The organism is Bartonella sp. SL320 (genome assembly GCF_059687635.1).
In genome coordinates this window covers 1,411,465-1,438,155 of the sequence record NZ_CM185143.1, presented here as the reverse complement: position 1 = coordinate 1,438,155, position 26,691 = coordinate 1,411,465, and the positions used below count along the sequence as shown (strand labels likewise).

Sequence of the window (26,691 nt, the reverse complement as noted above, 5' to 3'; positions counted from 1 at the left end):
TTTAGTTCAAGGTTAGAAGTTATGAGACGTGTTGTTGTTACTGGTTTAGGATTAGTATCACCATTAGCTGGTAATGTTGAATATAGCTGGAAACGACTTCTGGAAGGAAGAAGTGGTGTTCGGCGTGTTACTGAATTTGATGTGTCTGATTTGCCATGCCAGATTGCAGCACGTATCCCCTTAGGGGATGGAACAGAAGGAACTTATAATCCTGATTTGTATATGGAGCCTAAAGAGCAACGTAAGGTTGATGCATTTATCGTTTATGCAATGGCTGCTGCTAACCAAGCGCTTGCAGATGCTGAATGGTTTCCTAAAAATGATGAAGATCAGATTTGCACAGGGGTATTAATTGGTTCTGGAATTGGGGGAATTGAGGGCATTGTTGAGGCTGGTTATACGCTTCGTGATAAAGGTCCACGTCGTGTTTCTCCTTTTTTATTCCAGGTCGTTTGATTAATCTTGCTTCTGGTTATGTGTCTATTCAATATGGTTTACGGGGCCCTAATCATTCTGTCGTAACAGCTTGTTCAACAGGGGCGCATGCGATCGGTGATGCCGCACGTTTGATTATGTTCGGTGATGCAGATGTCATGGTAGCAGGGGGGACCGAATCTCCGATAAATCGGATATCTCTTGCGGGCTTTTCTGCTTGTAGAGCTCTTTCTACTTGTCGCAATGATGATCCTGAACGGGCCTCACGTCCTTATGATGCTGATCGTGATGGTTTTGTGATGGGGGAGGGAGCCGCAGTTGTTGTTTTAGAAGAGCTGGAACATGCCAAAAGGCGAGGGGCACGTATTTATGCTGAGGTTATTGGCTATGGTTTATCGGGTGATGCTTACCACATTACGGCGCCTTCAGAAAGTGGTGAAGGGGCTCAGCGTAGTATGATGGCGGCTCTTAAGCGTGCACAAGTGAATGTGAGTGAACTTGATTATATTAATGCTCATGGGACATCGACGATGGCTGATTCCATAGAGCTAGCAGCTGTTGAGCGTGTTTTAGGGAGTTATGCCTCACAAGTTTCTATGTCATCAACGAAATCATCTATCGGGCATTTACTTGGTGCTGCCGGTGCTGCTGAGGCTATTTTTTGTGTTTTAGCTATACGAGATAATATAGCCCCAGCGACCCTTAATCTTGACAATCCGTCGATTGAAACAAAAATCGATCTTGTGCCACACAAACCGCGTGAGCGAAAGATTGATACGATACTTTCAAATTCTTTTGGATTTGGTGGGACAAATGCATCGTTAGTGATGCGACGTTTTAGGGGATAATAAGTATTTTCATTTAATTTCTGCTTTTGAATTTTCTCCTTTATTATAAGGTGAAAGGGAAATTATAATATTGTCCTTAATTTCTATTGAGGGGTTATGTCCGATGTGAAAAATCATTAAAGGACAGAAGTGATTCCTCTTCGAATCATTGAAGCAGATATATGACATGTTAACACATAAAAAACGAAAGAAATCATCTATCGTCCGTAACCCATTGGTTATTATTGGTCATTTTTTTCTTATGCTGATTGTGATTATTCTTTTTGGCATAAGTATTCCTCTTTATATTGGAAAAGGTATTTTTGAGGAAAAGGGAAAAATTGAGGAAGAACAAGTTGTTCTTATTCATCCAGGAACAGGAATTCGTGAGATTGCTTCACTATTAGAAAAACGGGGTTTCATTCGGTCATCAGATATTTTTATTTATGGGGTTGGTTATCACCAAAATACAACTCATCTGAAGGCTGGTGAATATTTAATTCCAGCCCATGCATCAATGCGAGATATTATGGATATTCTTGTGAAAGGAAAATCCATTGAGTATACATTTACAGTACCAGAAGGGTTAACAGTTCAGCAAGTTTTTGATCGATTAGCGGAAAATGAAATTTTGATTGGGGATCTTCCAAAAATTTTGCCTCCAGAAGGCTATTTGATGACGGATACTGTTCGTTTTATTCGAGGGACGACGCGTGCAGAAATTATCAAAAGATTGCTCGAAGGACAGAAAAAATTGATTCATGCGATATGGGCTACACGTTCACCTGATTTACCCATTAAATCAATTGATGAATTTGTCATATTGGCCTCAATTGTTGAGAAAGAAACAGGAGTTGCTTCAGAAAGACCAATGGTTGCTGCGGTATTTTATAACCGCCTTACAAAGCATATGCGTCTTCAATCGGATCCAACGGTAATTTATGGTCTCTTTGGAGGAAAAGGAAAGCCATCCGGTCGTGCAATTTACCGTTCAGATCTTGAGAAGGAAACACCTTATAATACTTATAAAATTAATGGTTTGCCGCCAACAGCTATTGCAAATCCAGGGCGCGATTCTTTGAAAGCGGTGGCACATCCACCAAGCAGTGATGCGCTTTATTTTGTTGCAGATGGTTCAGGAGGGCATGTTTTTTCTCGAACCTTAGAGGAACATAATGTGAATGTTCGCAAATGGCGAGAATTAAAGGCAAAAAATTGATTTATAATGATACCGAATCTTTTGGTTTCGTAAATGAGAGCCGAAATAGAGTAAGATTTTTCTATGTAAACTTTTGATAAGAGTGATAAAAAAATCGTTTTCTTATATGTTACGAATAGAGTGAACGTATGAATAAAAAATCTTTAAGAAATAAAATAATATATTTTTTGATAAATTATCTCAATGGAAGAACAAAAGAAAACAATTGATTGGGAAAAAGGTTGAGATAATGTATCACTCAAATTTTAAAAAATATGAATATAGTAGAGTAGTATGATGACAGTCTGTGAAAGTGCATTGAATAGGATAAAAACAAATCAACGTCGTGGTTTTTTATTTATTCTCTCTTCACCTTCAGGTGCTGGTAAATCAACAATTTCTCGGTTACTTCTAAAAGATGGACAATTAGAGCTTTCTATCAGTGTGACAACGAGGAAAAAGCGTCCTAGTGAAGTCGATGGACTCCATTATCACTTTATTTCAAAGGAAGAGTTTGAACATAAACGTGATAGAGATGAATTTATTGAATGGGCAGAAGTCCATGGGAATTATTATGGCACGTTACGTGAAACTGTTGAAAATGCATTGAGCGCTGGCCAAGACATGTTGTTTGATATTGATTATCAAGGCACTGAGCAAATGAAAAAAAAAATGCCAGGAGACACCGTATCTGTTTTTATTCTTCCACCATCAATGAAAGAGCTTGTTTCGCGTTTACATCGTCGAGCAGAAGATAGTCAAGATATCATCAATTTACGATTGGAGAACGCGCGAACGGAGCTAAAACATTGGCATTCTTACGATTATATTGTTATCAATGAGGATTTAGATCAGTCTTTATCACTTATTAAATCAATTTATTTAGCTGAAACCGCAAAACGCGATAGATGTGCTTTTCTTGGCTCTTTTGTTAATGGACTTATTGCTGAAAAGATTGATTAATATTTCTTACTGTTTTGAAAAAGCTATACTTTTTAGGTTATCAAATTTGCTAAAGTTACAAATTCGGAAATCGAAAGTGTTTCAGCACGGCGTGTTCCATCAATGCCAGCTTTTTCTAACAGCACTTCACCTCCAAGTGTTTTGAGGTTTTGACGAAGCATTTTTCGTCTTTGTCCAAAAGCGGTTTTTGTGACGAGGCTTAATTTTTCTGCAGAACAGACAAGAGGTCGTGCTCGTGGAATAATATGAACAACGGAAGATGTTACTTTAGGCGCCGGTATGAAAGCTTGAGGAGGCACATCAAAAGCAATTTTAGCCGTGGTACGCCAGCCAGTTAAGACACTAAGACGTCCATAATGAGAAGATTGGGGTTTAGCCGTCATTCGTTGGGCAACCTCTCGTTGAAACATCAATGTCATTGATTCATAAAAAGGAGGCCATGGTTCCACGAGCAGCCAATTTAATAAGAGTTGTGTTCCAATATTATAAGGAAGATTGGCAATAATGCGTGGTTTTTCAGGGGTTGTTTCAAAGAGTTTTGAGAAATCTTGCTTTAGGGCATCATGACAAATAACTTTTAATTTATTTGGATAGTTCTTTTCTATTTCTAAGAGAGCCGGTATGCAGCGCTCATCGCGTTCTATTGCTGTTACAATAGCACCCTTTGCGAGTAAGGCGCGTGTGAGACCTCCAGGACCTGGTCCAACCTCAATAACGGGTTTTCCTTCGATATTTCCTGCTTGATGAGCAACTTTAGAGGTTAAATTCAGATCAAAAAGAAAATTTTGTCCCAAAGATTTATGAGCTTGTAAGCCATATGTATCAATGACTTCACGCAGAGGAGGGAGATTATCTATTGGCATGGTATCAAACTATTTTTTGCAAGTTGATTTGCAAGTTTAAGAGCAGCAATAAAGCTTTCAGGAGAAGCTATGCCTTTATCAGCAATGTCAAAAGCAGTTCCGTGATCTGGAGATGTGCGAATAAAAGGGAGACCTAATGTAACATTAACGGTCGTATCAAAATCGAGAGTTTTAACAGGAATAAGAGCTTGATCATGATACATGCAAAGGGCAACATCATATGTCTTTCTTGCACATTCGTGGAACATTGTATCGGCAGGAAGCGGGCCTGTAATATTGAGTCCTTTCTTTTTAAGATATTCAATAGCAGGAGCAATAACTTCAAACTCTTCTTTTCCCATTGCACCTCCTTCTCCAGCATGAGGGTTGAGACCAGCAACAGCTAAGCGGGGGGACGTTATTTTAAAACGTGTTTTTAAGTCATATTCAGTAATGAAGGCTGTTTGAGTGATTAAATGATGGGTCAGTTGTGAAGGAACATCTTTGATTGGAATATGAACAGTCATTGGAACTGTCTTTAGTCGAGGTCCTGCCAACATCATAACAGGATGATAACATTTATGAAAAGTTTTATGGGCCAAATCGGCTAAAAACTCTGTATGACCTGGGAATTCAAATCCAGTATCATAAAGATTCTTTTTTGCAATAGGACAAGTGACAAGAGCACACGCATGACCATCATGAATTAATTGAACACAGCGTTCAATCGCTTCAATGATTCCAGCGGCATTGTCTGATAAAGATATACCTACTTGATCACTTTGTTTGTTTTTTAACGGTATAATAGGAAGAGCGTTTTGAAAATTTTTGACAGAATTGGTGGCTAAAACAGATTCCACTTCAACATCAATCTTTAAAAAACAAGCGCGTGAACGAATAACATCTGGATCAGCAACAAGGACAAAAGGTGGAACTTGACGGGTAACGCGCAAATTCCACGCTTTTAGAGCTATTTCAGGACCAATTCCGGCAGGATCTCCACCGCTAACAACAAGAGCAGTCATTATTGAATACGAGCGACGCGCCGCAGTTCTTCTAAATATTTTTCGCTTAATTCTTCAAGTTTTTTCGGGCTTCTTGTTTTACTGTCTTGAAGAGAAAATATCAGCCGCGCGACATAATCATCAGAAACCCTTTTTATTTTGCAAACAGCAATTGCTTCGATGCCATCAGATGTTTCTTGCAATTTTGTCATCTTTCCAGCAGGTGTTGCAAGAATAGCTTGCTCCCATGCACTGGGAAGTTGAGGCTCCAGAAACTTTCCTAAATGGCGGATTGTAACATCTAAAATGCCTCTTGCTTGATTGTGAGCATTTGCACATCCACGGAAATGCGCGCGAAAATTGCTTGCTTCTCTTTGACGTTTTTCAAAGATTTCTGAACGACGGTGTGCAGGAATAACAAAAATAATGCGCTGTAATGTATATTCATTGGTTGAAGGCTTAACACCACCATTTTTTAATATTCTACGTACAGCATCTTGTTCGCTAATCATCCCCGTTTCAGCTTGATAACGTGCGCTAACAAGACGCCCCCATCCTATCTGTCCACGAATGTAATCTTTAAAATGTTGTACAGTAATATCACTTTGGATCAAAATTTGATCGAGCTGATCGATCGTCATATTATTTTGTGTTGCAAAATTCTCAAAAGCTCTATCAACTTCATCATTGCTCACTTCAATATTACGGCGTTTTATTTCAATATCTTTCAGCTTTTCGTCAATAAGCTCTTTTTTAGCCTGTGCCACCAAATTGCCTTGTTTTTGTTGCAATCTGAGAAAAGCAACACGCCTTTGTATATCATAATTTGTAATGGGGTTGCCATTAACTGTAACAACAATAGCAGTCTGCGCAAAGGCCAACGGAATCGAAAGTTCATTTATTAGCAGGCTGCTTACACTCAAAGACGTAATATAAAATAAAGCAAGAACACGCTTTTTCAATTTATTCATGTAAATAGGCTTTCGCATTGTTTATTAATTCTCATTAACAACTTAAACTATACGCTTTCTTTCATAAAAACAATAATAAGTTAAATCACTTATACATTCTCTTTATAAATTTGAATCCATCTTTTTTCCGATATCCGCAATTGTACGTAATGAAAAAGAAAAATTAAAGTTTTGCAAGGGGGCTTTTTTCCCTGGATTTATTACCTGTTGATAACCAAATGTAAGCCCGAAACATTCATCTGCATAATTCAAGCTAATCCCTCGCTTTATAAATCTACCAGATACAAGATCATAACCGGCGTTGCTATTAATAGACCAATAGTCTGCCAGTTTAAGTCCTGTTTGAAAAGAAATTTCTTGTCGCTCTTTGGGATATTCATAATTTTCTTGGCTTGCGATATAAGCATATTGTATAGAGGCCCAAAAGAACTTCCACCTTTGTGATGCTTCGATTTCACTACGATGGATTTTTCCTGTTTTTTTATCAAAGCGTCCACGTGTTTCTAAGGAAAAGCCGTTTTTATGGGTTGCACCAAACATTGCAACATAGTCTGAACGTTTTGCTTCTAGGCTAGAATGAATACCGACATTAACAAAGTCTTTTTCTGCAAAAGAATTTTTCCCTGCGAGATGAAAAGATTGTCCAATAAGACCATAAAGAGACCAGTTGTTATTAAAGCTTCCAGAATATCTTAGACCTATATTGGCTCTTGTACCCCCTTCTATACGATCATAACCAGAAAATTTATCTCGTTGAAAGAGAGTGGTTGCATCAAAGACAAAGCTTTGTGCATCTTCATTAGGAAGTTGTCCGATATATTGTTCATTATTGCGTATAAAAATTTGTGCAGTTGGTTCTATAATATGTGTAGAATGAGCCGTTGTAATGAGGAAGGGATAGCGTGCTTCCAACCCTGCTGTTGCCATGCCACGAATTTTTGAGCCGCGAATTGCGGATAAGGCATTGTTTTCTACAGAAGGTGCATGATTTTCTTGTCCATTGATTGTAAGGATATCGGCGCGTAGAGAGAAAAGGGGGGTTAATATGAGTCCATTGTGCGTATTGAAGCGCCTTTTCCACTGAATCTCATTTGTTAAACGCAAGCTATTTCCAGCCATACCAGAAAGTCTCACTGTGTTGAGAGGATCTTTTTTCCAGTCGGATGAACTGACGTCAGCATGAGAGCGATAAATTGATTGCATATTGCTATGGAAGGTTAACTCTCCATTATAAATAGGCCCATCTGGTGTGAAAGAATAATCAATGCGTGGTAGAACCCACGCTTGCCGAGAGTGACGTTCATAATAAGGATCATTTAATATCGAATCTTGAATTTTAAAATGATAAAAACGCATATCAAAATGGTTTTTCCTTGCAAGACCGTTCAGATAGATCTGAGAAAGTTGTGTAGGGTTTCTATAATTTTCAAGTTTGTAGGCACGGCTAAAATGTCGATCTGATTGTGCAAGAATATCCCATCCATAAGTCCAATGTGCATTAATACGAAAGTCCCCCTTTGTCGCCAGCATATAACGGTTTTTATATTGTGCATCAATTGTATCACTATCAAATCTATGCGGTTTCATTTGATAGATATGAGCAAAGCGAATATTATAACGGCCCGTTTTTAAACGCTGACGCCATTCTCCTTCGGTTAAAAGTCCTTGTTGGGTATAAATGGTAGAAGAAAGCGTGAAATCATAATGGGGGGCGAGATTCCAGAAATAAGAATTCTTTATGCCCATACCAAGATAATTAGTAAAAGAAAAATGAGGTGTAAGCAGACCGCTCGCACGCTTGACAGTTGGATCATAGAGTTCAAAAGTTGGAAATTTTATAATAGGAACACCAAAAACTTCAAAGCTGCTATTTTCAAACCGAATTTTTTTGACGCTATTATTCCATATGATCTTTCTGGCTTTAATTTTCCACAAGACCTCTCTATCGGGTTTATAAGAGCAAGGTTCACAGGCTGTATAGGTTGCATTTTCAAAGACTGTTATTTGATTGTTTTTGCGTGTTGCATTTTGAGCTGCAAAGTGAACATTGTTGGCCGTATCAATCCGTAAGGCATTTACAAAACCCTCGCCAAGATCTTTGGTCATATCAATTTGGTTGGAATAGATTTTATTCCCATCTTTTTGAGTAATTTCAACATTCCCTTGTGCGATAAGTCGTCCTGTTTTTTGATTGTAAATAATTTTTTGAGCGACAACTTTATTGCCATCATATTCGATTTGGACATTCCCTTGTGCAGAAACAGTGTTTTCATCACGATTGTAGATGAGTTCATCCGCAGAGAGCAAAAGAGGACGTTCTGAATTGTGAATGCGACTTTGAGAAGAAGATATAAGGCTTTGAGCATGCGCACTATAAGGCAAAGCTCCCCCTAAAATAATCCCCATAACACTTCTAAAAGCAAGAGCACTTAGTTTTTTTAAAATGATTTTCTTATCTGTTAATGCTTTCACTTAGCCATCCTCTTTATGAAGTAAAAAAGAGATTCCCAAGAATAATGCAATAACAACTGGTGTCCAAGCGGCAATAATTGGTGGGATATATCCAGCATTACCAAAGGCCTGAACAAGTACGGAAACAACATAAAGCATAAACCCAGCGATTACGCCACCAAGAATCAACGTTCCAGATTGGCCAGAACGTGTAAAATTTAAAGATACAGTTGCCGCAATAAGAGTCATTGCCACAAGCAATGCTGGTAAGGCAATCAAAGATTGTAAATACATATCAAAATTATGAGCAGAATGGCCAAATGAACGTGCAATCATAATTTTTTTTGGCAATTGGTAAAATGGAATAGTTGCCGGATTTACTAAGCGTTCCGTTAAAAATTCAGGTTTTAGATTGGTCTTTATTTGCAACATGGAAAATTTTTCGGGGGAATGCCCTATTTTATAGATTGTTCCATTTGTTAAGAGCCAGGCACCATTGGTTAAGGTTGCTTTTGGGGCGTTAATCCAATTTTTGACGGTTGCGTTATCCTTGTATTGTACAAAGGTTGCATCGAGAAGAGAAAGTCCTTGATCGGTGATAAATTTAGCACCAATGGTTGTTCTGCCTAAGTCTGTACGCTGTGTTAACCAATGAATACGTGGATTATGAAGAGGGGTTAATACATTACTATTGCGCCATTCAGTCATCATTTTTTCTGCTTTGGAAAATCCCCATGCCGCAAGAGGGTTAATGAGAAGAATTGAAAATAGTCCCAAAAGAAAAGCTCCCAAACAGGCTGGCATAAGAAATTGCCATGCAGAAACACCAATTGAACGCGTTATCACAAGTTCAAGTTTTTTATTAAGCGAGATAAGCGTTGCCATTGCTGAAAAGAGCGCAATAAAAGGGATAAGTTGTTGCATAATAAAAGGGATGCGTAAAACAGAGAGAAGAAATGCATCTTTTGTTGTATAATGTGCAAAGGAGGGAAGTCTACCAGAATTTTCTGTAAAATCGATTAAAAGAGCAAGAACAAAAATGCCCCCCAAAAAATAACAAGTTATTTTAAGGTAACGTATAAAAAAATAGCGTCCTAGTGTCCACCCAATCATGATATTTCATCCGGAAAGTCTTGAGATTTTCGTTGTTCAAATTTGTTTATTACTTTTTTTAAAAAAATTTGAAGTATCTCATTCAGTTTTGTGGGGAATCCAATTTTATGATTCGTTAAAAGCATAAACAAGACCAATATACTTGTTCCTATGGGTGTAATATAAAGAAAAGGAACATACGCAAGATTGTTCTTTGCTTTTTCAGCGAAAAAATATCCTATCCAATAGACCAGAAAAGAAAGAGCAATTGCCAAGACACTTGTAGCGTGATGAGCTTGTCGATGGGAGCGTACATCGCCTGCCGTTGCTAAGGCAATAAGTGAAAAAACGATAGGATAGAGCCATTGTGTTAGTCGGCGGTGAAACTCAGCTCTATACTGGAGTGGTTTTCGTTGATAATAGGGATCTTTTGGATCTGGATTTTGTAAATAAGAAAGAGACCGATCTTTTGGATAAAAAGTAGGTGCTTTATCGTTGGGGATAAACTCCCCTAGGCTAAAAGTATATGAGCTAAATTGAACGATTGAAACAGTGTTGTTTTGATGGTTTATTCTTTCTATTTCACCGTTATTGAGAACTAAAAAGCGACCATTTTGATTGTTTACAATGGAAGCTTTTGTTGCATAATAAAAAAGATCAGTTTGAGGATCACGCTGGTCGGCAATGAAAAGACGTTCAAGTGTTCCGTTTGGATTCCGTTCGCCAATTTCTATATAAAGGTTATTGGCAAGTTTTTGAAAGCTTCCTTCACTAATCAACAGATTAATAAGGTCAAAATGGGCACTTGCTAGCATTTGTCGCATATGAAGACGCGCTTGAGGAACAACAAAATTAGCGATAGAAAAAGAGATACATGATGCAACAATAGCAAGCAGAAGAATAGGTTTCCAAACAATACTTTTCGGAAAACCAGAGGCATTAATAACAGCAAGTTCTGAGTCTTGATTCATGGTTGAAAGGATGGTGGTCACTGCAATCACTAATGCAAAGGGAATGACAACAAAAATAACAGAAGGAACCAATGAAAGTGAAAATTGTAAGACCGTAAGGAGTGTTTGTTTACTTGTTGTAAGAAAGTTTATCCGTGCAAGAATCTGTACTGTCCAACTAACGCCTACGGCTGCAATCATGACAGAACTAAATAAAATAAAGACACGTTTCAGGATGTATAACTCAATAATACGCATAAATTAGGGAACACTCTCAGCCTTTAATTCGATAGCAAATATTTTCATTGCTTTCGGTTAAAATATAATAAAATCAAAAAACATCCTCCCCTAGACTAGATGTTCTCACCCTAATACAAAATTACTCACTAGATTCCTTTTAATTTTTTTACATATTATATTTTATTTTCAACGATAGTCTACAAACAATCTAGAAAATAGCTTAAAAAAACCTTTTTATTAATGTTGAAAATAAGATTTTTTTGCCTTTTAAAAAGCTTTTTAAAGACATAAGCAAAAAGATGATGCTGCTCAATAGAAAAAGAGGTTTATATCTTGAGCCATTTCCTTTTATATAGAGAAAGAATTTTCCCTAAAAAAGATGTTGGCTTTTTATAGAGAATGATGAGGGCTTAAGAAATTGGATATTTTATTCTATCATTTGACGCAGTCAACGCTGAAAGATATTTTACCAACGCTTGTGGAGCGTGCATTGGATCGTTTTGGTAAAGTAACAATACAATGTGTGAGTAAAGAACAACGCGATTTTATAGATATGCATTTATGGGTTTATGCTGATGAATCATTTATTGGACATGGAACGGAGAGTGATCAATATTCAAGCTTTCAGCCTGTATTTCTGACGACAGGACAAGAAAATCCCAATGATTCCAAGATTCGTTTTCTCGTAGAGGGGGCCGTTTGTTCCAATATTGATGCTTATCAACGGCTTGTTGTGCTCTTTGATGGTAGAAATGATGAGCAGTTGAATTTTGCTCGAGCACAGTGGAAAAAATATAAAATGGAAAATCATAATTTAACGTATTGGCAACAGAGCGAAGATCGTAGTTGGGAAAAACAGGTTTAATGCGTCTTGTATCTCTTGTTCTGATTTTTATAGGATTGCTAGGAATGGTCAATCCAGCACTTTTTGTTGCGGAGGGATCAGGAGGAGGGCGTTGGGTCTTTATTGTGATTTTTCTTTTAGGTATACTAAAAATATGGCCTATAAGTAAAATATTGAAACGACGTGATGATGATGATTGATCGCATTTTGCTTGTTTTATGGGCTGTGATATTGGCTTTTTTTTGCGTTTCGTGGCTGGGAACAACGCATATTCTATCAGGAATATTCGCTGTTACTGATATGAGCAATGTTGCGGATTTTTTATTTTTCTTTTTGAGTACATTGTTTGCAGGAATATTGTGGTGGCGTATACCGCAGCCTCTGTCTTTAAAAATGAGACTGGCAGCATTTTTGCTGCCAGTCCTTATTTTATTTCTCTTCACAATATTTTAGTTAGATATTTCATCATCTGTAAATCCGACAAAGCAAATCAGTGAAATAAAAGAAGCGAGAAGCAAATAATAGCCGATATAAGATGTATCAAAATGTTGCACTAGGTATTCTGCAATATAAGGCGCAAGAGAGGCTCCTACGATACCAGATAAGTTGAAGGTGATAGAAGAACCCGTGTAGCGAATGGCTGTTGGGTATGGTGAAGCCAAAACAGCACCAAGAGGGCTATAGATCATCCCCATGATAGACAAACCAATGACAGACATTGCAAGAACTCCTATGACTCCAGAGTTTAAGAAATAGGGAATTGCAAAAGAATAGATACCAGTGATGATTGTAATCCAAATCATCAAAGTTCTCCGTCTAATACGATCAGCGAGCTTTCCAGTGATGACAGTAAAAATTCCACAGAAAATAGCACCGATAATTTCGACTTGAAGAGCTTGATAAAACGGCAATTGTAGATGATTTGTTGAGTAGCTCAACAAATATGCAGTAACCAAGTAAAACAAAACAAATGTTGCCATACCAGAGAATATGCCAAGAAATAGGATTCGTGGACATTTTACAAAGACATCGATGATAGGAACTCTGACGCGTTCTTTACTTTCAAGCGTTTTTTTGAATTGAACAGTTTCATTGATTGAAAGACGGACCCATAATCCTATAATCATAAAAACAACTGAAGCAATAAATGGAATGCGCCATCCCCAAGCTAAAAGTTCATCATGATCGAGAAAATACAAAAGAGCTAAATAAACAGCAATGGATAAAAACAAGCCGATTGGAACGCCCAGCTGGGGGAACATTGCATACCAGCCGCGTTTTTCTGGTGGAGCATTTTCTGTTGCGAGCAAAACTGCTCCTCCCCATTCTCCTCCTAACCCCATTCCTTGTCCAATACGGCACAAAGTTAAGAGGAAAGGGGCAATCCATCCAGCGGTTTCATACGTGGGAAGAAAACCAATAATGACTGTTGAAAGCCCCATTGTGAGAAGAGAGGCGATCAGTGTTGCTTTTCTTCCAATTTTATCTCCAAAATGTCCAAAGACAATTGATCCAAAGGGGCGGGCAAAAAAAGCCGCTCCAAAAATAAGGAAAGATTGCAAAATGGCAATCTGATCATTTTGTGTTGGAAAAAACACATGAGGAAATATGAGAGCTGCGGCAGTGGCAAAGACATAGAAGTCAAAAAATTCAATTGTTGGGCCAATAAGGCTTGCAAACAAAATGCGACGAGGGGAATTTCTGTTGCTTGTACCTTGTATTTCTGAGTTTATAGACATGAATAGAATGTCCCTTTCAGTATATGACAAATCAAATATGAATTAACCAACTATAATTATAAAAATTTCAAATCAGTGTCGAGTCGATATTATGCATATTCTCAATATATTAAAACAATGCTTATAAACTGATGAGCATGAATAAGTGTTTTGGGGATTATTAAAGTTGAAATGAATAAAAAAACTATTTTAAATGCTATCAAAGGCAAACATATATGGCTATTAAAGGGTGTTCTCCTTCCCAGAGCTATTTCCTTTAAAGTTTAAAGCCAATTTTTATCTATTGAGAATCAATCTTATTCGTAGATCAGTGGCTAGGTCTCAAAACATTAAAAAATTTTTCTATGAATATAATTACAACACTTTTTAAGTGTATGAATCGAAAGTAAATCTTTTGGTTGTGTGTGCGTTTTAAAACACATAGTGTATATTTTATCCGTCAGAGCTTAAGCCATCGAATGCTTTGTTATCTTTAAAAAAATATGAGGTTAATCCATTACAGAATGTTGTTTTGGTCTATGCACTTTTTTTTAAACGGGGGATTTAAATTTGGAATGATGGAGTGTGAATCATGCAACGCACATTAAAAGTAAGTTTTTGCGCGTTAATGACCAGCAGTTTTTTTATCAAGATTGCAAATGCACATGGAGTAGCAACACCAAACGAAAAACTATTAAAACCAGTAGGTATCAATGAACATCTAGAAAAGACAAAAAAATTGTTATCAAAAGTGAGGGGATTAAAAGAAAAAAAAGAGGGGGCAAAAATGATAGTGCATGAAAAGATAATAGAAGGAAGTAAGTCCTCAGAGGAGGAAAGGAAGGAATCAGAAAACCTGTTTTTTGAAGTCTTAACAAATTCAATAATAAGTGATGGTGCTGCTATTTATATTACCCCCCGTGATTCTGATGCTTCTGAAATAAATAACTTTAGCTATGAAGATGCAGGCTATTCCATCAATAATACGGTTCGAAAGGGTGGAAAACTCTACATTGATGCAGCAAGTGTTAGTAGGGATACGACAATTGAACATGATGGAATTGAGTTTGTTCGAAACTTGAGCAGTTCAGAATATGCCATTGTAAAAAAAGGGGGAAACCAAACTGTTGAAAGTGGTGCAAATGCAGAAGGCGCTCAAATCCATGGTGGTGAGCAGACTGTTTTTGGTAAGGGCATCCTTGGATCTGGTTTGTCGCGTACAAATAAGGAAAGTAGTGCTTATAACACTGAAATTCATGCTGCAGATGGAATGCTAGGAATACAAAATATCTATAGTGGGGGGATGGCTGTTGACACAAAGGTGATGAAAGGCGGTGTCCAGAATCTTGATGGTCAAGAGAATTTTAATAATGGTTTCTCAGAGGATGCTGATACAGCTGATATAGAAGAGGAAGATTTTACTCTCAATGAGGGGGCTTTTGCACTGAGTACTGAACTTTTTAAAAATGGGGTGCAGAATATATTTGCAGGAGGGAATGCGAGTGAAGTTACTTTATATGATAGAGCTACTCAGAAAATATATGATACCGGATATGTAGACACTTTGACAATTAATCATCAAGCAGAATCATGGGTTTTAGCTGGTGCAATAGTAGATAAGAATACAAATGTTCATGATTTTGGTAGCCTTTATCTTTATGCTGGGAGTGGTGAAACAGTTACGGAAGTAGAAAATCTTCATTTAAATGGAGAAGATACCAAGCTATACATTATTGCCTCTGAAGATAATGGCAAAAAAACTCATGTTAATATCCAGAGTTTAAAAGGAAATGGTCGCGTTATTTTTACGTCTTCTGGTGCTAATAAGAATTACTCTGAGCTTAATATTGATGATCTTTCAGGTTCTTTACATTTCGATTTCAAGGTCAATTTTTCCAAGCATCTTAGTGATTATCTCCTCATAAAAAAAGGAGCAGGTCATCACACAATCAGTGTGATGGATTCTGGACGTGAAGTGACAAACTCTTCTCACAAAAAGCTTAAATTAATTTCTGATCGTAGTGGAAACGCTCATTTTATTCTGACAAACACTTTTGGTGAAAAGGTCGAAACGATTGATGCAGGAACCTATAGGTATCGTTTGAAACACAGAAATAATAAGGATACCGGTAAAATTTGGTATTTAGATGCGAATTATGCCGTTGATGAGACAAGTCCCTCCTTATTTTCTGACTTTAATTTGCAACCATCTGCCATGGCTTCATTATCGAGTGATCTCACAGAACACACAATCGAAAAGGGAATGATTGTTACGATTGCGGATCCTAGCTTTAACAGTAGCGGTGAGAAAGTTGATAGTAATGGAGAAACTTCAATTAGTAATACAGTTAAAAATGGTGGAAATCTCTCCGTTTATAGCGGTGGTTTTAGCTTGTATACCAAAATTGAAAATAGCAGTATTGAACTTATTAAAACACAGGGAGTTTCACAAGATACGATTGTTTATAAAGGAGGAACACAAAGGGTTGAAGATGGGGGAAAAGTAGAAGATACACAAGTTCATGGTGGTGAGCAGTTTGTTTCAGGAAAGTCTGATATTCAAGGTGAGATGGTGAAGAGCAGTGCCTATGATACTGTTATTTCTGGTGAAAATGAAGTGCGAGGATATCAGAATGTCTATGATGATGGAGAGGTTTTTGGTACAAAAATTAAGGAAGGAGGGGTACAAAATCTTTATGTAGAACAGGATCTCAACGATTATAGCAGTTTTGCATTTAATACAGAGGTCTTTTCTGGTGGAGAACAACACGTTTTAGCAGGAGGAATCGCTCTTGGCGTTCTTTTACAAGGGCATGCTTTCCAGAAAATAGATTTAGGGGGTTATGTAAAAGATTTAACCATTAAGGATCAAGCACAATCATGGTTACATCATGGTGCAACAGTAGAAGGAAGCACCATGATTCATGATTCAGGGCGAATTTATCTTTATGCTGGTGCTGATCAATCTCGTACTGAAGTCGAAAAAATTGTGTTAAACGGCAAAGATACAAAATTGTACGCTATTGCTTCTACGATGGATGGCGAAAGTTCTTTGATTGAGAACTTAAGTGGTGATGGCAGTATTCTTTTTACTTCTACGCCGTTTAATCCACATCACTCTAAACTTGAGGTTGGTAATCTTTCAGGGAATTTACATTTTAGGTTGAATACTAATTTTTCAGAGCAGCGCGGTGATTATCTCCTTATAAAAAAGGGAGAAGGACATCACACCATAAGTGTGATTGATTCTGGTGTTGAAATGACCAATTCTTCTCTACTAAATCAGAACTTAGTTCTTGAGCTTGATTTGATTCATGAACAAAGCGGAAAGGCTCATTTTACTCTGATAGATTTTTCTGGTGAAAAGACAAGTACAATTGATGGTGGAGCCTACATGTATGCTCTAAAGATGAAAGAGCATAACGGTGGAAAGATTTGGTATTTAACATCATCACAAACAACTTCTATTCCTATAACTTCCTCTCCTCATACGGAATTATCTATAGAGGAAACTCCGGAAAAAGAAGAAAATATCACATCACCACTAGATGTTAGTATTAATTTTGATCCATATTCTGATGTCATTCATTTCAGTATTGGTGAGGGAGGAGGGATTTTACAAAGCTTTTTGCTTGGTGATGATCGCGTCGTTTATATCTCTGATGATGGAGGCGCTCTTAAACAGTCCATTAATGCGACAGTTGAGGGATCTGGAACACTTTATGTTGAAGCGGGTGGTTTCAGTAAGAATACAACAATTGAAAATGGTGGTTCCGAGATTATAGGGGAACAGGGAATCTCAGAGTCGACGATTATTTACGAAGGGGGAAAACAAAAAGTAGAAGGAGGAGGATCTTCTTTGCAGACGACAATCTACGGTGGTAATCAACTTGTTTGGGGAGATAGTTACGAAAACGGGGGGATTGTTGGAAGCAGTGCTTATGATACGATAATTTATAGTCAGGGGGATACACTAGGGCAGCAGAATGTCTATGATGATGGAATGGCAGTGGGAACAAAAGTGATGAGTGGGGGAATACAAACTCTTGCTAAATGGTTTCCAGATGATGATAGCTTTGCAGAAAAGGCCGGTGGTTTAACCGTGAATACTGAAGTTTTCGCAGGTGGTGTCCAGCGAGTATTGGCAGGAGGTGAAGCCCACAGCGTAATTTTACACCGCCATGCAGCTCAAGAAGTTCATGCTGGTAGCATTGTAAAAAATCTAACAATTGGAGAGGGAGCCACTTCATGGGTTTTTTCTGGTGCGCTGTTAAGAGGAGAAATAACGGTTCAGGATTCTGGGCAAATCCATCTTTATGCTGGAAGTGATCCACATCATACTACAGTAGAAGATGTCCATTTAGAGGGGGAAAATGCTCAATTATACTCTGTTGCGAGTGAATTTGACGACAAAAGTATACAGATTCAGAAGTTAAGTGGTGTAGGAAAAGTTATTTTTACCTCTGCTGAGGACGATTTATATTACTCTAAGCTTTATGTTGATGATCTTTCGGGGAGTCTCCATTTCAATTTTAATGTTAGCCTTGCAGAAGGAGAGGGAGATTATCTCTTTATTAAGAATGGTAGCGGTTCTCACACAATAAGTGTGGTTGATTCTGGGATTGAAATTGTTGATCCTTCTGCAACAGAACTTGATTTGATTGTTGATCAAAGTGGAGGCGCATCTTTTACTTTACAAAGTTTTTCTGGCGCCAAAATTCAAATTGCTGATGGTGGAACCTACACATATGCTTTAAAACAAAGAGTTGATGAGGATGGGGATGAAAAAATTTGGTATTTATCTGCAGTCTTTATTGATGATTTTTCATTTCTCAATAGTCTGCCACGCAGTAGAAGCAGATCTGCACGGCACTTAAGTCAAAATCAATCCGTTTCTTCTCTTTCAACGCTTACAAAGACACAAGAGTATGCGATTAATTTGCCACGTCAAATAAAACAGCACCACAACTTAAGGAAGAAATCTTCAGCTTCTGTTGCTTCAATTGTTGCAACTTTGAAAAGCCAAATGATTAAAGGAGCACCTCCCCCTCTTTCTACTGATAAACAACAGATGGTTGTTTCAGCATCTTCTCAAGTTTCAGCTGATCAAATGACTTTGCGTCCAGGCAATCAAGAAAAGCCATCTCCACAATTAAGTGAAACGCTTTCAGTTTCTCAACTTTTAACCACGCCTTCTACAGATGCGGTCTTGTCTATGTCTGTCGCTCCAGCAATGGTGTTTCACAATGAAATGCAAACTGTGCGTGCGGGAAGAGGAATTTTAGATCAAAGTCAAAAGAATACGTCTTTATGGAGTTATGCGATTAAATCGAAAGAGAGTATTGCGACAAAGCATATAGACTTTAAGCTCGATCAGACCGGTATCGTTTTAGGGATCAATGGCTTAAGCGAATGGGAAAATGGAGAATTTTATATTGGAGGTTTCGGAAGTTATGACCACGCACGTATTGCACATGCACGGGGTGGGATCAGCAGTATCAATAGTTATGGCATTGGGGCTTATGTCACTTATCTGGATCATGGCGGCTGGTATTTAGACAGTATTTTAAAATACAATCATTATCAAAATACTCTTAAGGCAGTTTCCACGAATGGTTTAGGCATTGAAGGAACCTATACGCAATGGGCAGTAGGAACCACCTTTGAAGCCGGTTATCGACTTCAGACGTCCAAAAGCAGTTGGTTACAGCCTTATGGACAATTTACATGGTTGCAAGTTGAAGGTAAAAAAATCAAATTATCGAATGACATGATCGGTAACATGCGTCCCTTCACTTCTTTACGCAGTGAGGTTGGTTTATCTTTAGGGTATGAATTTGGCTCTGGCATGGCTTCTTCCTCACAGGCATATATTACAGCAGCATGGTTGCGTGAGAATAAAGACGACAATCAGACATTGATTAATGAACAACATCCATTTACCACAGATTTATCAGGCAATGCGGGTAAATTGGGCATAGGTTTGAGCAGTTTTGTGAGTGAGAAGTTGAAGTTATATGGTGAGGCCAATTATGTTAAAGGGCGTAAAACAAAACAATCCCTTCAAGGCATTATAGGGGTACGCTATAGTTTTTAGCGATATGGTTATTTTTCCGTTATTTTTAAATATATGATTGTTTTTAAAAGCCTTTAATGAAGCGTCAGAAAATATTTTATAGCATGCAGATTCGCTTTTTATGATAAGTCGTATAGCCTTATATACTCTGTGATATATTGCTTTTTTCTTTGATAAGAAATCTTGAAAAGCGTGCTAAAGGGACACGATAAAAATGTCCTTATATTCTCGATCAAAAAGCATCTAAAAGATTGCAAAGAGTGCTTTTAAAGTGAGATGATGGGGATTCTCAGAAGAATTATTACAGCTTAAGATTGAAAATATATTTTGCAGAGCTAATTACGTTTGTTGTCTAGGCAAGACGTGAAAGGGGGGAGGATATGGCTCTACAATATAAATGGAAACGAAATTGTTGGGTGCTCATGTTGAGCAGCTGTTTTGTGCAAGCTGCTGCTGCAAATGAGGGAGGGATACCTCTTTTTTGTCAATCGTCAAGTTATGAAAATAACCAAGTATTTCAGGCTCAATATAATGGGGATATGAAAACAGAAAAATGCATATTGGGAGCATCGAATGATGTCATTGTAAGAGCGAACAATGAAGTAGACTTCTTTAAAAAGCCTATCGATTTTACTCTTGTTAAGAGCGCTAGAGTATTTGCGAGCCAACAAGAGCTTAATGGCAATTATCGTAACAATGTTGGATATAGTACGCAAGAACAAAAGATTGCGTCTCTTAAAAAGCCTGAACTTATCTTCATTAAAGATGGGGCATTGCTCGAAAATTATGTTCTTGATCATGAAGGTAAAGCTTACATTTCAAATGATGGTGAGATTGATAGTCCAGGGCGATCTATCAATAACACGGTAAAGAATGGTGCAGAGCTTTATGTGTATGCAGGAGGTCTTAGTGAGAATAGTAAAATTGAATATGGTGGAATTGAAAATGTTCAGGCTTTGAAAGGAAAACAAGGCTTTTCAAAAAATGCTGTCGTTAAAGAAGGTGGACAACAAAGTGTTGGAAATGGAGGAAGAGTCGAGGGGACTAAAATTTATGGTGGGGAGCAGCTTGTTTTTGGGAAGGGAGATGTTGGAGAAGAGGTTAAAGGAAGTAGCGCTTCTCATACGGTCATTTATGGTCAAGGTAAAACACTAGGTCAACAAAAAGTGTATGATGGGGGAATAGTTTGGAATACAAAAGTTATGCGAGGGGGCGTCCAAGAGATTGGAAAAAAATCTCAAAATACAAAAAATAATGGTGTTGCATTTGACACAGAGGTTTTTGCTGGTGGTAAACAGCGTATTTTAAAAGGCGGTCAAGCTATTGGAGTCACTTTAAATGAGAGTGCTGTTCAGGAAATATATAATGACGGATCTGTAAAAAATCTAACAATGAATGATGAAACAACATCATGGGTGCATGCTGGAGCGACATTAGAAGGTAAAACACAGGTCAATCATTCTGGACAGCTTCATCTTTATGCGGGGACTGATCAGCAGCGTACAATCGCAGAAGATATTCTTCTCAATGGAAAAGATACCAAGCTGTACGCACTTACGGATGAGTTTGATGGAAAAAGCTCTTTGATAAAAAAATTAAGTGGTGAGGGAAGTGTTATTTTTGCATTTACAGGTTCTGATCCCTACTATTCTCAGCTTCATGTGAATAATCTTTCAGGAAACTTACATTTCGCGTTCAATACCACGATTGCTCATAACCGTGGCGATTATCTCTTGGTTGAGAAAGGTACTGGGAATCATACAATAAGTGTTGCTGATTCTGGTGTTGAAATCACGGATCCTTTTTCAAATAAGCGTGATTTAATTACGGATCAAAGTGGTGGAGCGCATTTTGCCTTAACAGATCTTAAGGGTGAAAAAATAAACGCCATTGATGGTGGAACTTATATGTATGGCTTAAAAGAAAGAAAGGATGAAAATGGAAAAGTTTGGTTTTTATCTGCAGATCGCCTCAGTGGACCAGAAACCTCTATTCCAGATCCTAAAAATCCGTTCGTTCCTGGTGGAACATCAACCACTCCTTCTACGGATGCAGTATTAACGTTGTCCGTAATCCCTGGACTTATTTTTAACAATGAATTGCAAATTGTACGGAATGGTAGAAAAATTTGGAACAGAAATAGAAAAGATATCGAACTGTGGACTTATGCAATTAAGAGCAGAGAACGCATTGCAACAGGCCATACACACTTTAAACTTGGGCAGACAGGTTTAGTTGTTGGGGCGGATCAGTTGAATGAATTAAGGCATGGAGAGTTGTATATTGGTGGTTTCGGTAGTTATGATCAAGCACGTGTTTCACATGCACGAGGGGGAGATAGTGGTCTAAGTTCTTATAGCATTGGAACGTACGCAACTTATTTTGATCGTCGTGGATGGTATATGGACGGTGTTTTGAAATATAATTATTATCGAGATAATTTGAAAGCTATCTCAACGAATGGCTTCGCTTTTCAAAGCCACTACAATCAATGGGCGATAGGGGGATCATTTGAGATTGGTTGTTATTTTGAACCAGCACAGAATACTTGGATGCAGCCTTATATCAAGTTAACAGGACTACAGGTTGAAGGTAAAAAAATAAAGCTTTCCAATGGAATGATTGGTGATTTAAACCCATCGACTTCATTCCGCAGTGAAGTTGGATTAACGGCAGGACATGAATTCTTTGTGAATTCAGAAACGTCATTAACAGCTTATATTATGGCAGCTTGGTTGCGTGAGAATGTAAATAATAATGATGTGATAATTAATAACCAGCATAAATTTATTACGGACTTATCGGGTAGTGCAGGTAAACTGGGAATTGGTTTAAACAGTTCGGTCAATGATAAACTAACACTTTATGCGGAAGCACATTATTTAAAAGGACGTAAGATTAAGAATGCTCTTCAAGGTATTTTAGGGTTACGTTATAGTTTCTAAATACACATTTATACGGCTGATTAATTTTATAAATGTCATTGTTTTCATTTTGGATAAGAGTGTCCTGAATATCGTAGGATTTTCTCATTCCAAATCTATTCCATGTTGAATCAATCAGAATCATTTGCTTGCATGCCACAAGTGGAGAAGAGTTGTGTGGCGTAAAATTGTATAAGAAAGCACGCAAAATGCTTCTTATGAACCGCCTCAAATGCTAAGGAGTATCGCAATATTTTAGAGCTAGAAAAATGTGTGATGATTCCGGCTTGCTTTGCTATAAGCGTAAAGATGTTGGTGCTCAATGGATTGACCATTTTATTATTGATGTTGGGGAAATGGGCTTGGGGCGTATTGAGAGATATTTCTTTCAAACAAGTGCATGAGTGAGTAACGCAAGTATGTTCCGTTTAGGATTTTCTGTTATACGTGAGGGGTGTGACCCCATTAAAGGGCACGAGCATTTTTTAGTGGTTTATAGGTATACAACTTATAATTGTTTTAAATCAAATAAACACACTAAAAATTGTATTTAGACATAAATAAAACACATTATGATACATTCTAAAATGAACGACCTACGTAGATGTGGGATATTTTTCTAAATAATTGAGAGTGGAGTGTGGATAATGCGGTATAAATACAAATTAAGCTTTTCAGTATTGATGATTAGTAGTTGTCTCGTGCCATTTGCAAATGCAGTTGAGAACAAGAATAGAGAGCTAAAAAGATTAGAAAATGTGATGCCTAGAGGAACGGTATCAAAGGGTTCAGCACTGATTACAAATGCACTTCCTAGTATGAATATTAAAATTGAGGATGGTGGTGTAGAAGTCGTTGAAAATGGATTAGTTTCTCTAGGATCCACTATTCAAAAAGGGGGGATGCAAATAGTTACACGCAGAGGAACTGCAGTGGAAGCTAAAATTCTTGGAGGTAAGCAGTTTATTCATGAAGAGGCAAATCTTGATCTGACAACTGTGGAAAGAAAAAGCAGTGCATATAATACAACAGTTGCTGGGGGTGGTGGAGCAGTAGGGCAGCAGAATGTGTATGATGGAGCATGGGCTGAGAATACGAAAGTGGGAAAAGACGGAGAACAAAATCTTTATGCGGGGCAAAGAAAAGAAGGTGGGAAAGCAAAGGATACCGAGGTTTCTGGGAATGGTAGACAACACGTCTTAGCAGGAGGAGATTCCTTTAATACTACCTTGAAGGATCAGGCTATTCAAGTTGTATATCCTCAAGGATTTGTGGATACTTTAACAATTATGGATTCTGCTAAGTCATGGTTACATGTTGGTGCGAAAGGTGTTGTTGGAGAAGTAAGGGTCAATGGTAACGGAGAACTTTATTTATTCTCTGGCGATAGGACAAATCATACTACTAAGAAAAAGATTCCTATAAAGGACAGACCTGAGGAAACAATATTTGAGGTTGGTGAACGGAATATAGGAGAAAAACATCAGATTGAAATTGAAGATTTAGGAGGGGAAGATGGAACTGTTATTTTTACTTCTATTCCGTATGATCCACGCCATATTTCACTTCATGTTGAGAGGCTTTCAGGTAATTTACATTTTCGATTCAGTATTAGTGCCAAAGGGAATGCGAGTGATTACTTGTCGATTGATGAAGGCACAGGTAATCACAAAATAAGTGTTGCCGATTCTGGTGCTGAAATTACAGGTCCTTTCTCACAAAAAAATGGTTTGGTCACAGAGATTAATTTAGTTACTGATAAAGGCCAAAATGAAGGAGCTAATTTTACTCTGGAAAACCTTTCCGGTCAGGAAATCCAAAATTTTGATGGTGGAACCTATCTGTATGTTTTACGGAAGAGAAGAAGATGTGCTGATTCTAGTGGTTATTCTACAACTTGGTATTTGAGTAGAGCCACTGAAAATTTAGAGCATTCTAATTCTGAAGTACAATGTGTAAACAAGAAAACGAAGGTTCCTGTTGCATTGTCTGATCAAGCTGCTCCTTTTGGAAAAAAAAATACCAATTCTCGTAAACCTTCTAAAAAAGAGCAATCTAGACCACGTCCTCCACGTCATTTAAGAGAAGCACAAAATGTTTCCAGTATTTCGGTGTCTTCTTCTCAAGAAAATCAAACTCATGTGGTATCTCCTCCAGCACCACCTCCTCCTCTTTCTGCTGACCAACAACAGATGGCTGTTTCAGTATCTTCTCAAGTTTTAGCCGATCAGATGACTTTGCGTCCAGCGCATAAAGAACAACCTTCTTTACAATTAAGTGAGACGCTTTCAGTTTCTCAATTTTTAACCACGCCTTCTACAGATGCGGTCTTGTCTATGTCTGTCGCTCCAGCGATGGTGTTTCACAATGAAATGCAATCCGTGCGTGCGGGAAGAGGAATTTTAGATCAAAGTCAAAAGAATACGGCTTTATGGAGTTATACGATTAAAACGAAAGAGAGTATTGCGACAAAGCATATAGACTTTAAGCTCGATCAGACCGGTATCGTTTTGGGGCTTAATGGCTTAAGCGAATGGGAAAATGGAGAATTTTATATTGGAGGTTTCGGAAGTTATGACCACGCACGTATTGCACATGCACGGGGTGGTATCAGCGGTATCAATAGTTATGGCATTGGGGCTTATGTCACTTATCTGGATCATGGCGGCTGGTATTTAGATAGTATTTTAAAATACAATCATTATCAAAATACTCTTAAGGCAGTTTCCACGAATGGTTTAGGGATTGAAGGAACCTATACGCAATGGGCGTTGGGAACCAGCTTTGAAGCCGGTTATCGGCTTCAGACGTCCAAAAGCAGTTGGTTACAGCCTTATGGACAATTTACATGGTTGCAAGTTGAAGGTAAAGAAATCAAATTATCGAATGACATGATCGGTAACATGCGTCCCTTCACTTCATTACGCAGTGAGGTTGGTTTATCTTTAGGGTATGAATTTGGCTCTGGCATGGCTTCTTCCTCACAGGCATATATTACAGCAGCATGGTTGCGTGAGAATAAAGACGACAATCAGACATTGATTAATGAACAACATCCATTTACTACAGATTTATCAGGGAATGCGGGTAAATTAGGAATAGGTTTGAGCAGTTTTGTGAGTGAGAAGTTGAAGTTATATGGTGAGGCCAATTATGTTAAAGGGCGTAAAACAAAACAATCCCTTCAAGGCATTATAGGGGTACGCTATAGTTTCTAATTATGGAGGTATTTTGGGGTTGATCTTAGTATGTCAGGCATTTTTCAAACCTAAATACGAAGTGTTTAGCCGAGCCTTTTTTCAAGGAAAAGGCTTTTTATAAAAGGTATATGTTTTGCATGTTGATTTTTTCTTATAATTTTTTATTGCTTAAATGGTGATTTTGATGAGAGGCATTTAGGGTAGAGGAGGGATTATAAGTAAAAAATATAATAAAGACAATATGTTGAATGAAATTATTTTATATGAATCTACCTTTTTAGACGTGATTCATTTGACTACTTTTAATATAAGATTCCATGTATGAATAGAGTATAAAGAGCAAATCATGATGAAAATATTATAACGCATTGTTATTCAAATGAAATGAAAAGCAGTTATCATTCATAACGGTTCATAAATTTCATGATACGTTTTTATCACAGAATAAATCGCATTAAAGAATATGGATTTTTAGAGAATAAGGATTTTTTTAATTTCGATAAATTTTTAGCGAAATCATTATAAGCTTATAGGTTTAATTTATAAGATTGTATACAAGGACTTAAAGACAAAGTCGTTCTTAAAGCCTTTTTAATGATATAGCAAGCGAGCAATAAACGTTTTAAAAGTTATAATTTTAAAATATGAAACCAAATGAGGTCAATCCAAATTTGGATTAAGTGATTTTAGTCATCTAAAAATTGGGGAAACTTATTGAGATAAAGATAAGCAGGAAAAATTCAAAACCACTATACATCACAAAAGCACAGAATTTTGCTCAATTTTTAGAAAAAGCTATAATGTTTAAAGATAGTTTTATTCTAAAGTTAGCGAGATTGAATTTGATTTGGTTAATATTATTAACTCAAAATTAAGCCGGCTAATTTGCAAAGAAGTTATGTTTGAGTGCAAAATGAAAAGATACTTATGATAACCTCTATAAATGCACGTTTAAA

Annotated in this window: 15 protein-coding genes and 2 pseudogenes; 10 read left to right on the top strand and 7 right to left on the bottom strand. The window is 37.5% G+C overall.

Annotated features, from left to right (window positions below):
- The first annotated feature begins 21 nt into the window (after window positions 1-21).
- From fabF to gmk, 3 genes and pseudogenes are all read left to right on the top strand, one after another.
- A pseudogene (fabF, locus tag AC6ER8_RS05940) lies at window positions 22-1,283 on the top strand (beta-ketoacyl-ACP synthase II).
- Window positions 1,284-1,369: 86 nt separating this feature from the next.
- Window positions 1,370-2,481, top strand: a pseudogene (gene mltG / locus AC6ER8_RS05935) (endolytic transglycosylase MltG).
- 276 nt (window positions 2,482-2,757) lie between these two features.
- A complete protein-coding gene (gene gmk, locus AC6ER8_RS05930; protein ID WP_497079638.1) occupies window positions 2,758-3,423 on the top strand; it encodes a guanylate kinase in 666 nt (221 codons plus the stop codon).
- Between the two features lie 32 nt (window positions 3,424-3,455).
- Here the strand turns inward: gmk and rsmA are convergent, their stop codons facing one another.
- The 6 genes from rsmA to lptF all read right to left on the bottom strand — a co-directional run bounded on the left by rsmA (window position 3,456) and on the right by lptF (window position 10,991).
- Window positions 3,456-4,286 (bottom strand): 16S rRNA (adenine(1518)-N(6)/adenine(1519)-N(6))-dimethyltransferase RsmA, encoded by an 831-nt coding sequence (rsmA, locus tag AC6ER8_RS05925; RefSeq protein ID WP_497077805.1) that lies wholly within the window; start codon window positions 4,284-4,286, stop codon window positions 3,456-3,458.
- A complete protein-coding gene (gene pdxA / locus AC6ER8_RS05920) occupies window positions 4,277-5,290 on the bottom strand; it encodes a 4-hydroxythreonine-4-phosphate dehydrogenase PdxA (RefSeq protein WP_497077804.1) in 1,014 nt (337 codons plus the stop codon). The genes rsmA and pdxA overlap by 10 nt, the downstream gene beginning before the upstream one ends.
- Complete coding sequence (locus AC6ER8_RS05915; RefSeq protein ID WP_497077803.1) at window positions 5,290-6,240, bottom strand: SurA N-terminal domain-containing protein; 951 nt, start codon at window positions 6,238-6,240, stop codon at window positions 5,290-5,292. The genes pdxA and AC6ER8_RS05915 overlap by 1 nt, the downstream gene beginning before the upstream one ends.
- Before the next feature lie 102 nt (window positions 6,241-6,342).
- Window positions 6,343-8,712 (bottom strand): LPS-assembly protein LptD, encoded by a 2,370-nt coding sequence (locus AC6ER8_RS05910; protein WP_497077802.1) that lies wholly within the window; start codon window positions 8,710-8,712, stop codon window positions 6,343-6,345.
- Window positions 8,713-9,804: an LPS export ABC transporter permease LptG gene (gene lptG / locus AC6ER8_RS05905; RefSeq protein ID WP_497077801.1), complete on the bottom strand. Its 1,092-nt coding sequence runs from the start codon at window positions 9,802-9,804 to the stop codon at window positions 8,713-8,715.
- Entirely contained in the window at window positions 9,801-10,991 is a 1,191-nt protein-coding gene (lptF, locus tag AC6ER8_RS05900) for an LPS export ABC transporter permease LptF (RefSeq protein ID WP_497077800.1), read from the bottom strand. Before lptF ends, lptG begins: the two co-directional genes overlap by 4 nt.
- A gap of 400 nt (window positions 10,992-11,391) precedes the next feature.
- On the opposite strand from lptF, the gene AC6ER8_RS05895 reads away from it, so the two are divergent.
- From AC6ER8_RS05895 to AC6ER8_RS05885, 3 genes are read left to right on the top strand one after another with little or no spacing between them, the layout of a single operon-like run.
- Window positions 11,392-11,838 (top strand): DNA polymerase III subunit chi, encoded by a 447-nt coding sequence (locus AC6ER8_RS05895; RefSeq protein WP_497077799.1) that lies wholly within the window; start codon window positions 11,392-11,394, stop codon window positions 11,836-11,838.
- A complete protein-coding gene (locus AC6ER8_RS05890; protein ID WP_497077798.1) occupies window positions 11,838-12,017 on the top strand; it encodes a hypothetical protein in 180 nt (59 codons plus the stop codon). The genes AC6ER8_RS05895 and AC6ER8_RS05890 overlap by 1 nt, the downstream gene beginning before the upstream one ends.
- Window positions 12,004-12,270, top strand: coding sequence for a hypothetical protein (locus AC6ER8_RS05885; protein WP_497077797.1), 267 nt, complete (start codon window positions 12,004-12,006; stop codon window positions 12,268-12,270). Before AC6ER8_RS05890 ends, AC6ER8_RS05885 begins: the two co-directional genes overlap by 14 nt.
- Here AC6ER8_RS05885 and AC6ER8_RS05880 read toward each other — a convergent pair.
- Window positions 12,267-13,556 (bottom strand): MFS transporter, encoded by a 1,290-nt coding sequence (locus tag AC6ER8_RS05880; protein WP_497077796.1) that lies wholly within the window; start codon window positions 13,554-13,556, stop codon window positions 12,267-12,269. The genes AC6ER8_RS05885 and AC6ER8_RS05880 overlap by 4 nt on opposite strands.
- Before the next feature lie 571 nt (window positions 13,557-14,127).
- On the opposite strand from AC6ER8_RS05880, the gene bafA (AC6ER8_RS05875) reads away from it, so the two are divergent.
- The 4 genes from bafA (AC6ER8_RS05875) (at window position 14,128) to bafA (AC6ER8_RS05860) (ending at window position 25,753) form a co-directional block, all read left to right on the top strand.
- Entirely contained in the window at window positions 14,128-19,632 is a 5,505-nt protein-coding gene (bafA, locus tag AC6ER8_RS05875) for a BafA family autotransporter (protein WP_497077795.1), read from the top strand.
- A gap of 359 nt (window positions 19,633-19,991) precedes the next feature.
- Window positions 19,992-22,556 carry a BafA family autotransporter gene (gene bafA / locus AC6ER8_RS05870; RefSeq protein WP_497077794.1) on the top strand — a complete coding sequence of 855 codons (2,565 nt, stop codon included), beginning with the start codon at window positions 19,992-19,994 and terminating at the stop codon, window positions 22,554-22,556.
- Window positions 22,557-22,804: 248 nt separating this feature from the next.
- A complete protein-coding gene (locus AC6ER8_RS05865; protein ID WP_497077793.1) occupies window positions 22,805-22,939 on the top strand; it encodes a hypothetical protein in 135 nt (44 codons plus the stop codon).
- A 243-nt stretch (window positions 22,940-23,182) separates the two neighbouring features.
- The gene (gene bafA / locus AC6ER8_RS05860; protein ID WP_497077792.1) at window positions 23,183-25,753 is read left to right on the top strand and encodes a BafA family autotransporter; all 2,571 of its coding nucleotides are present in this window, start codon (window positions 23,183-23,185) and stop codon (window positions 25,751-25,753) included.
- Window positions 25,754-26,691: the final 938 nt, after the last annotated feature.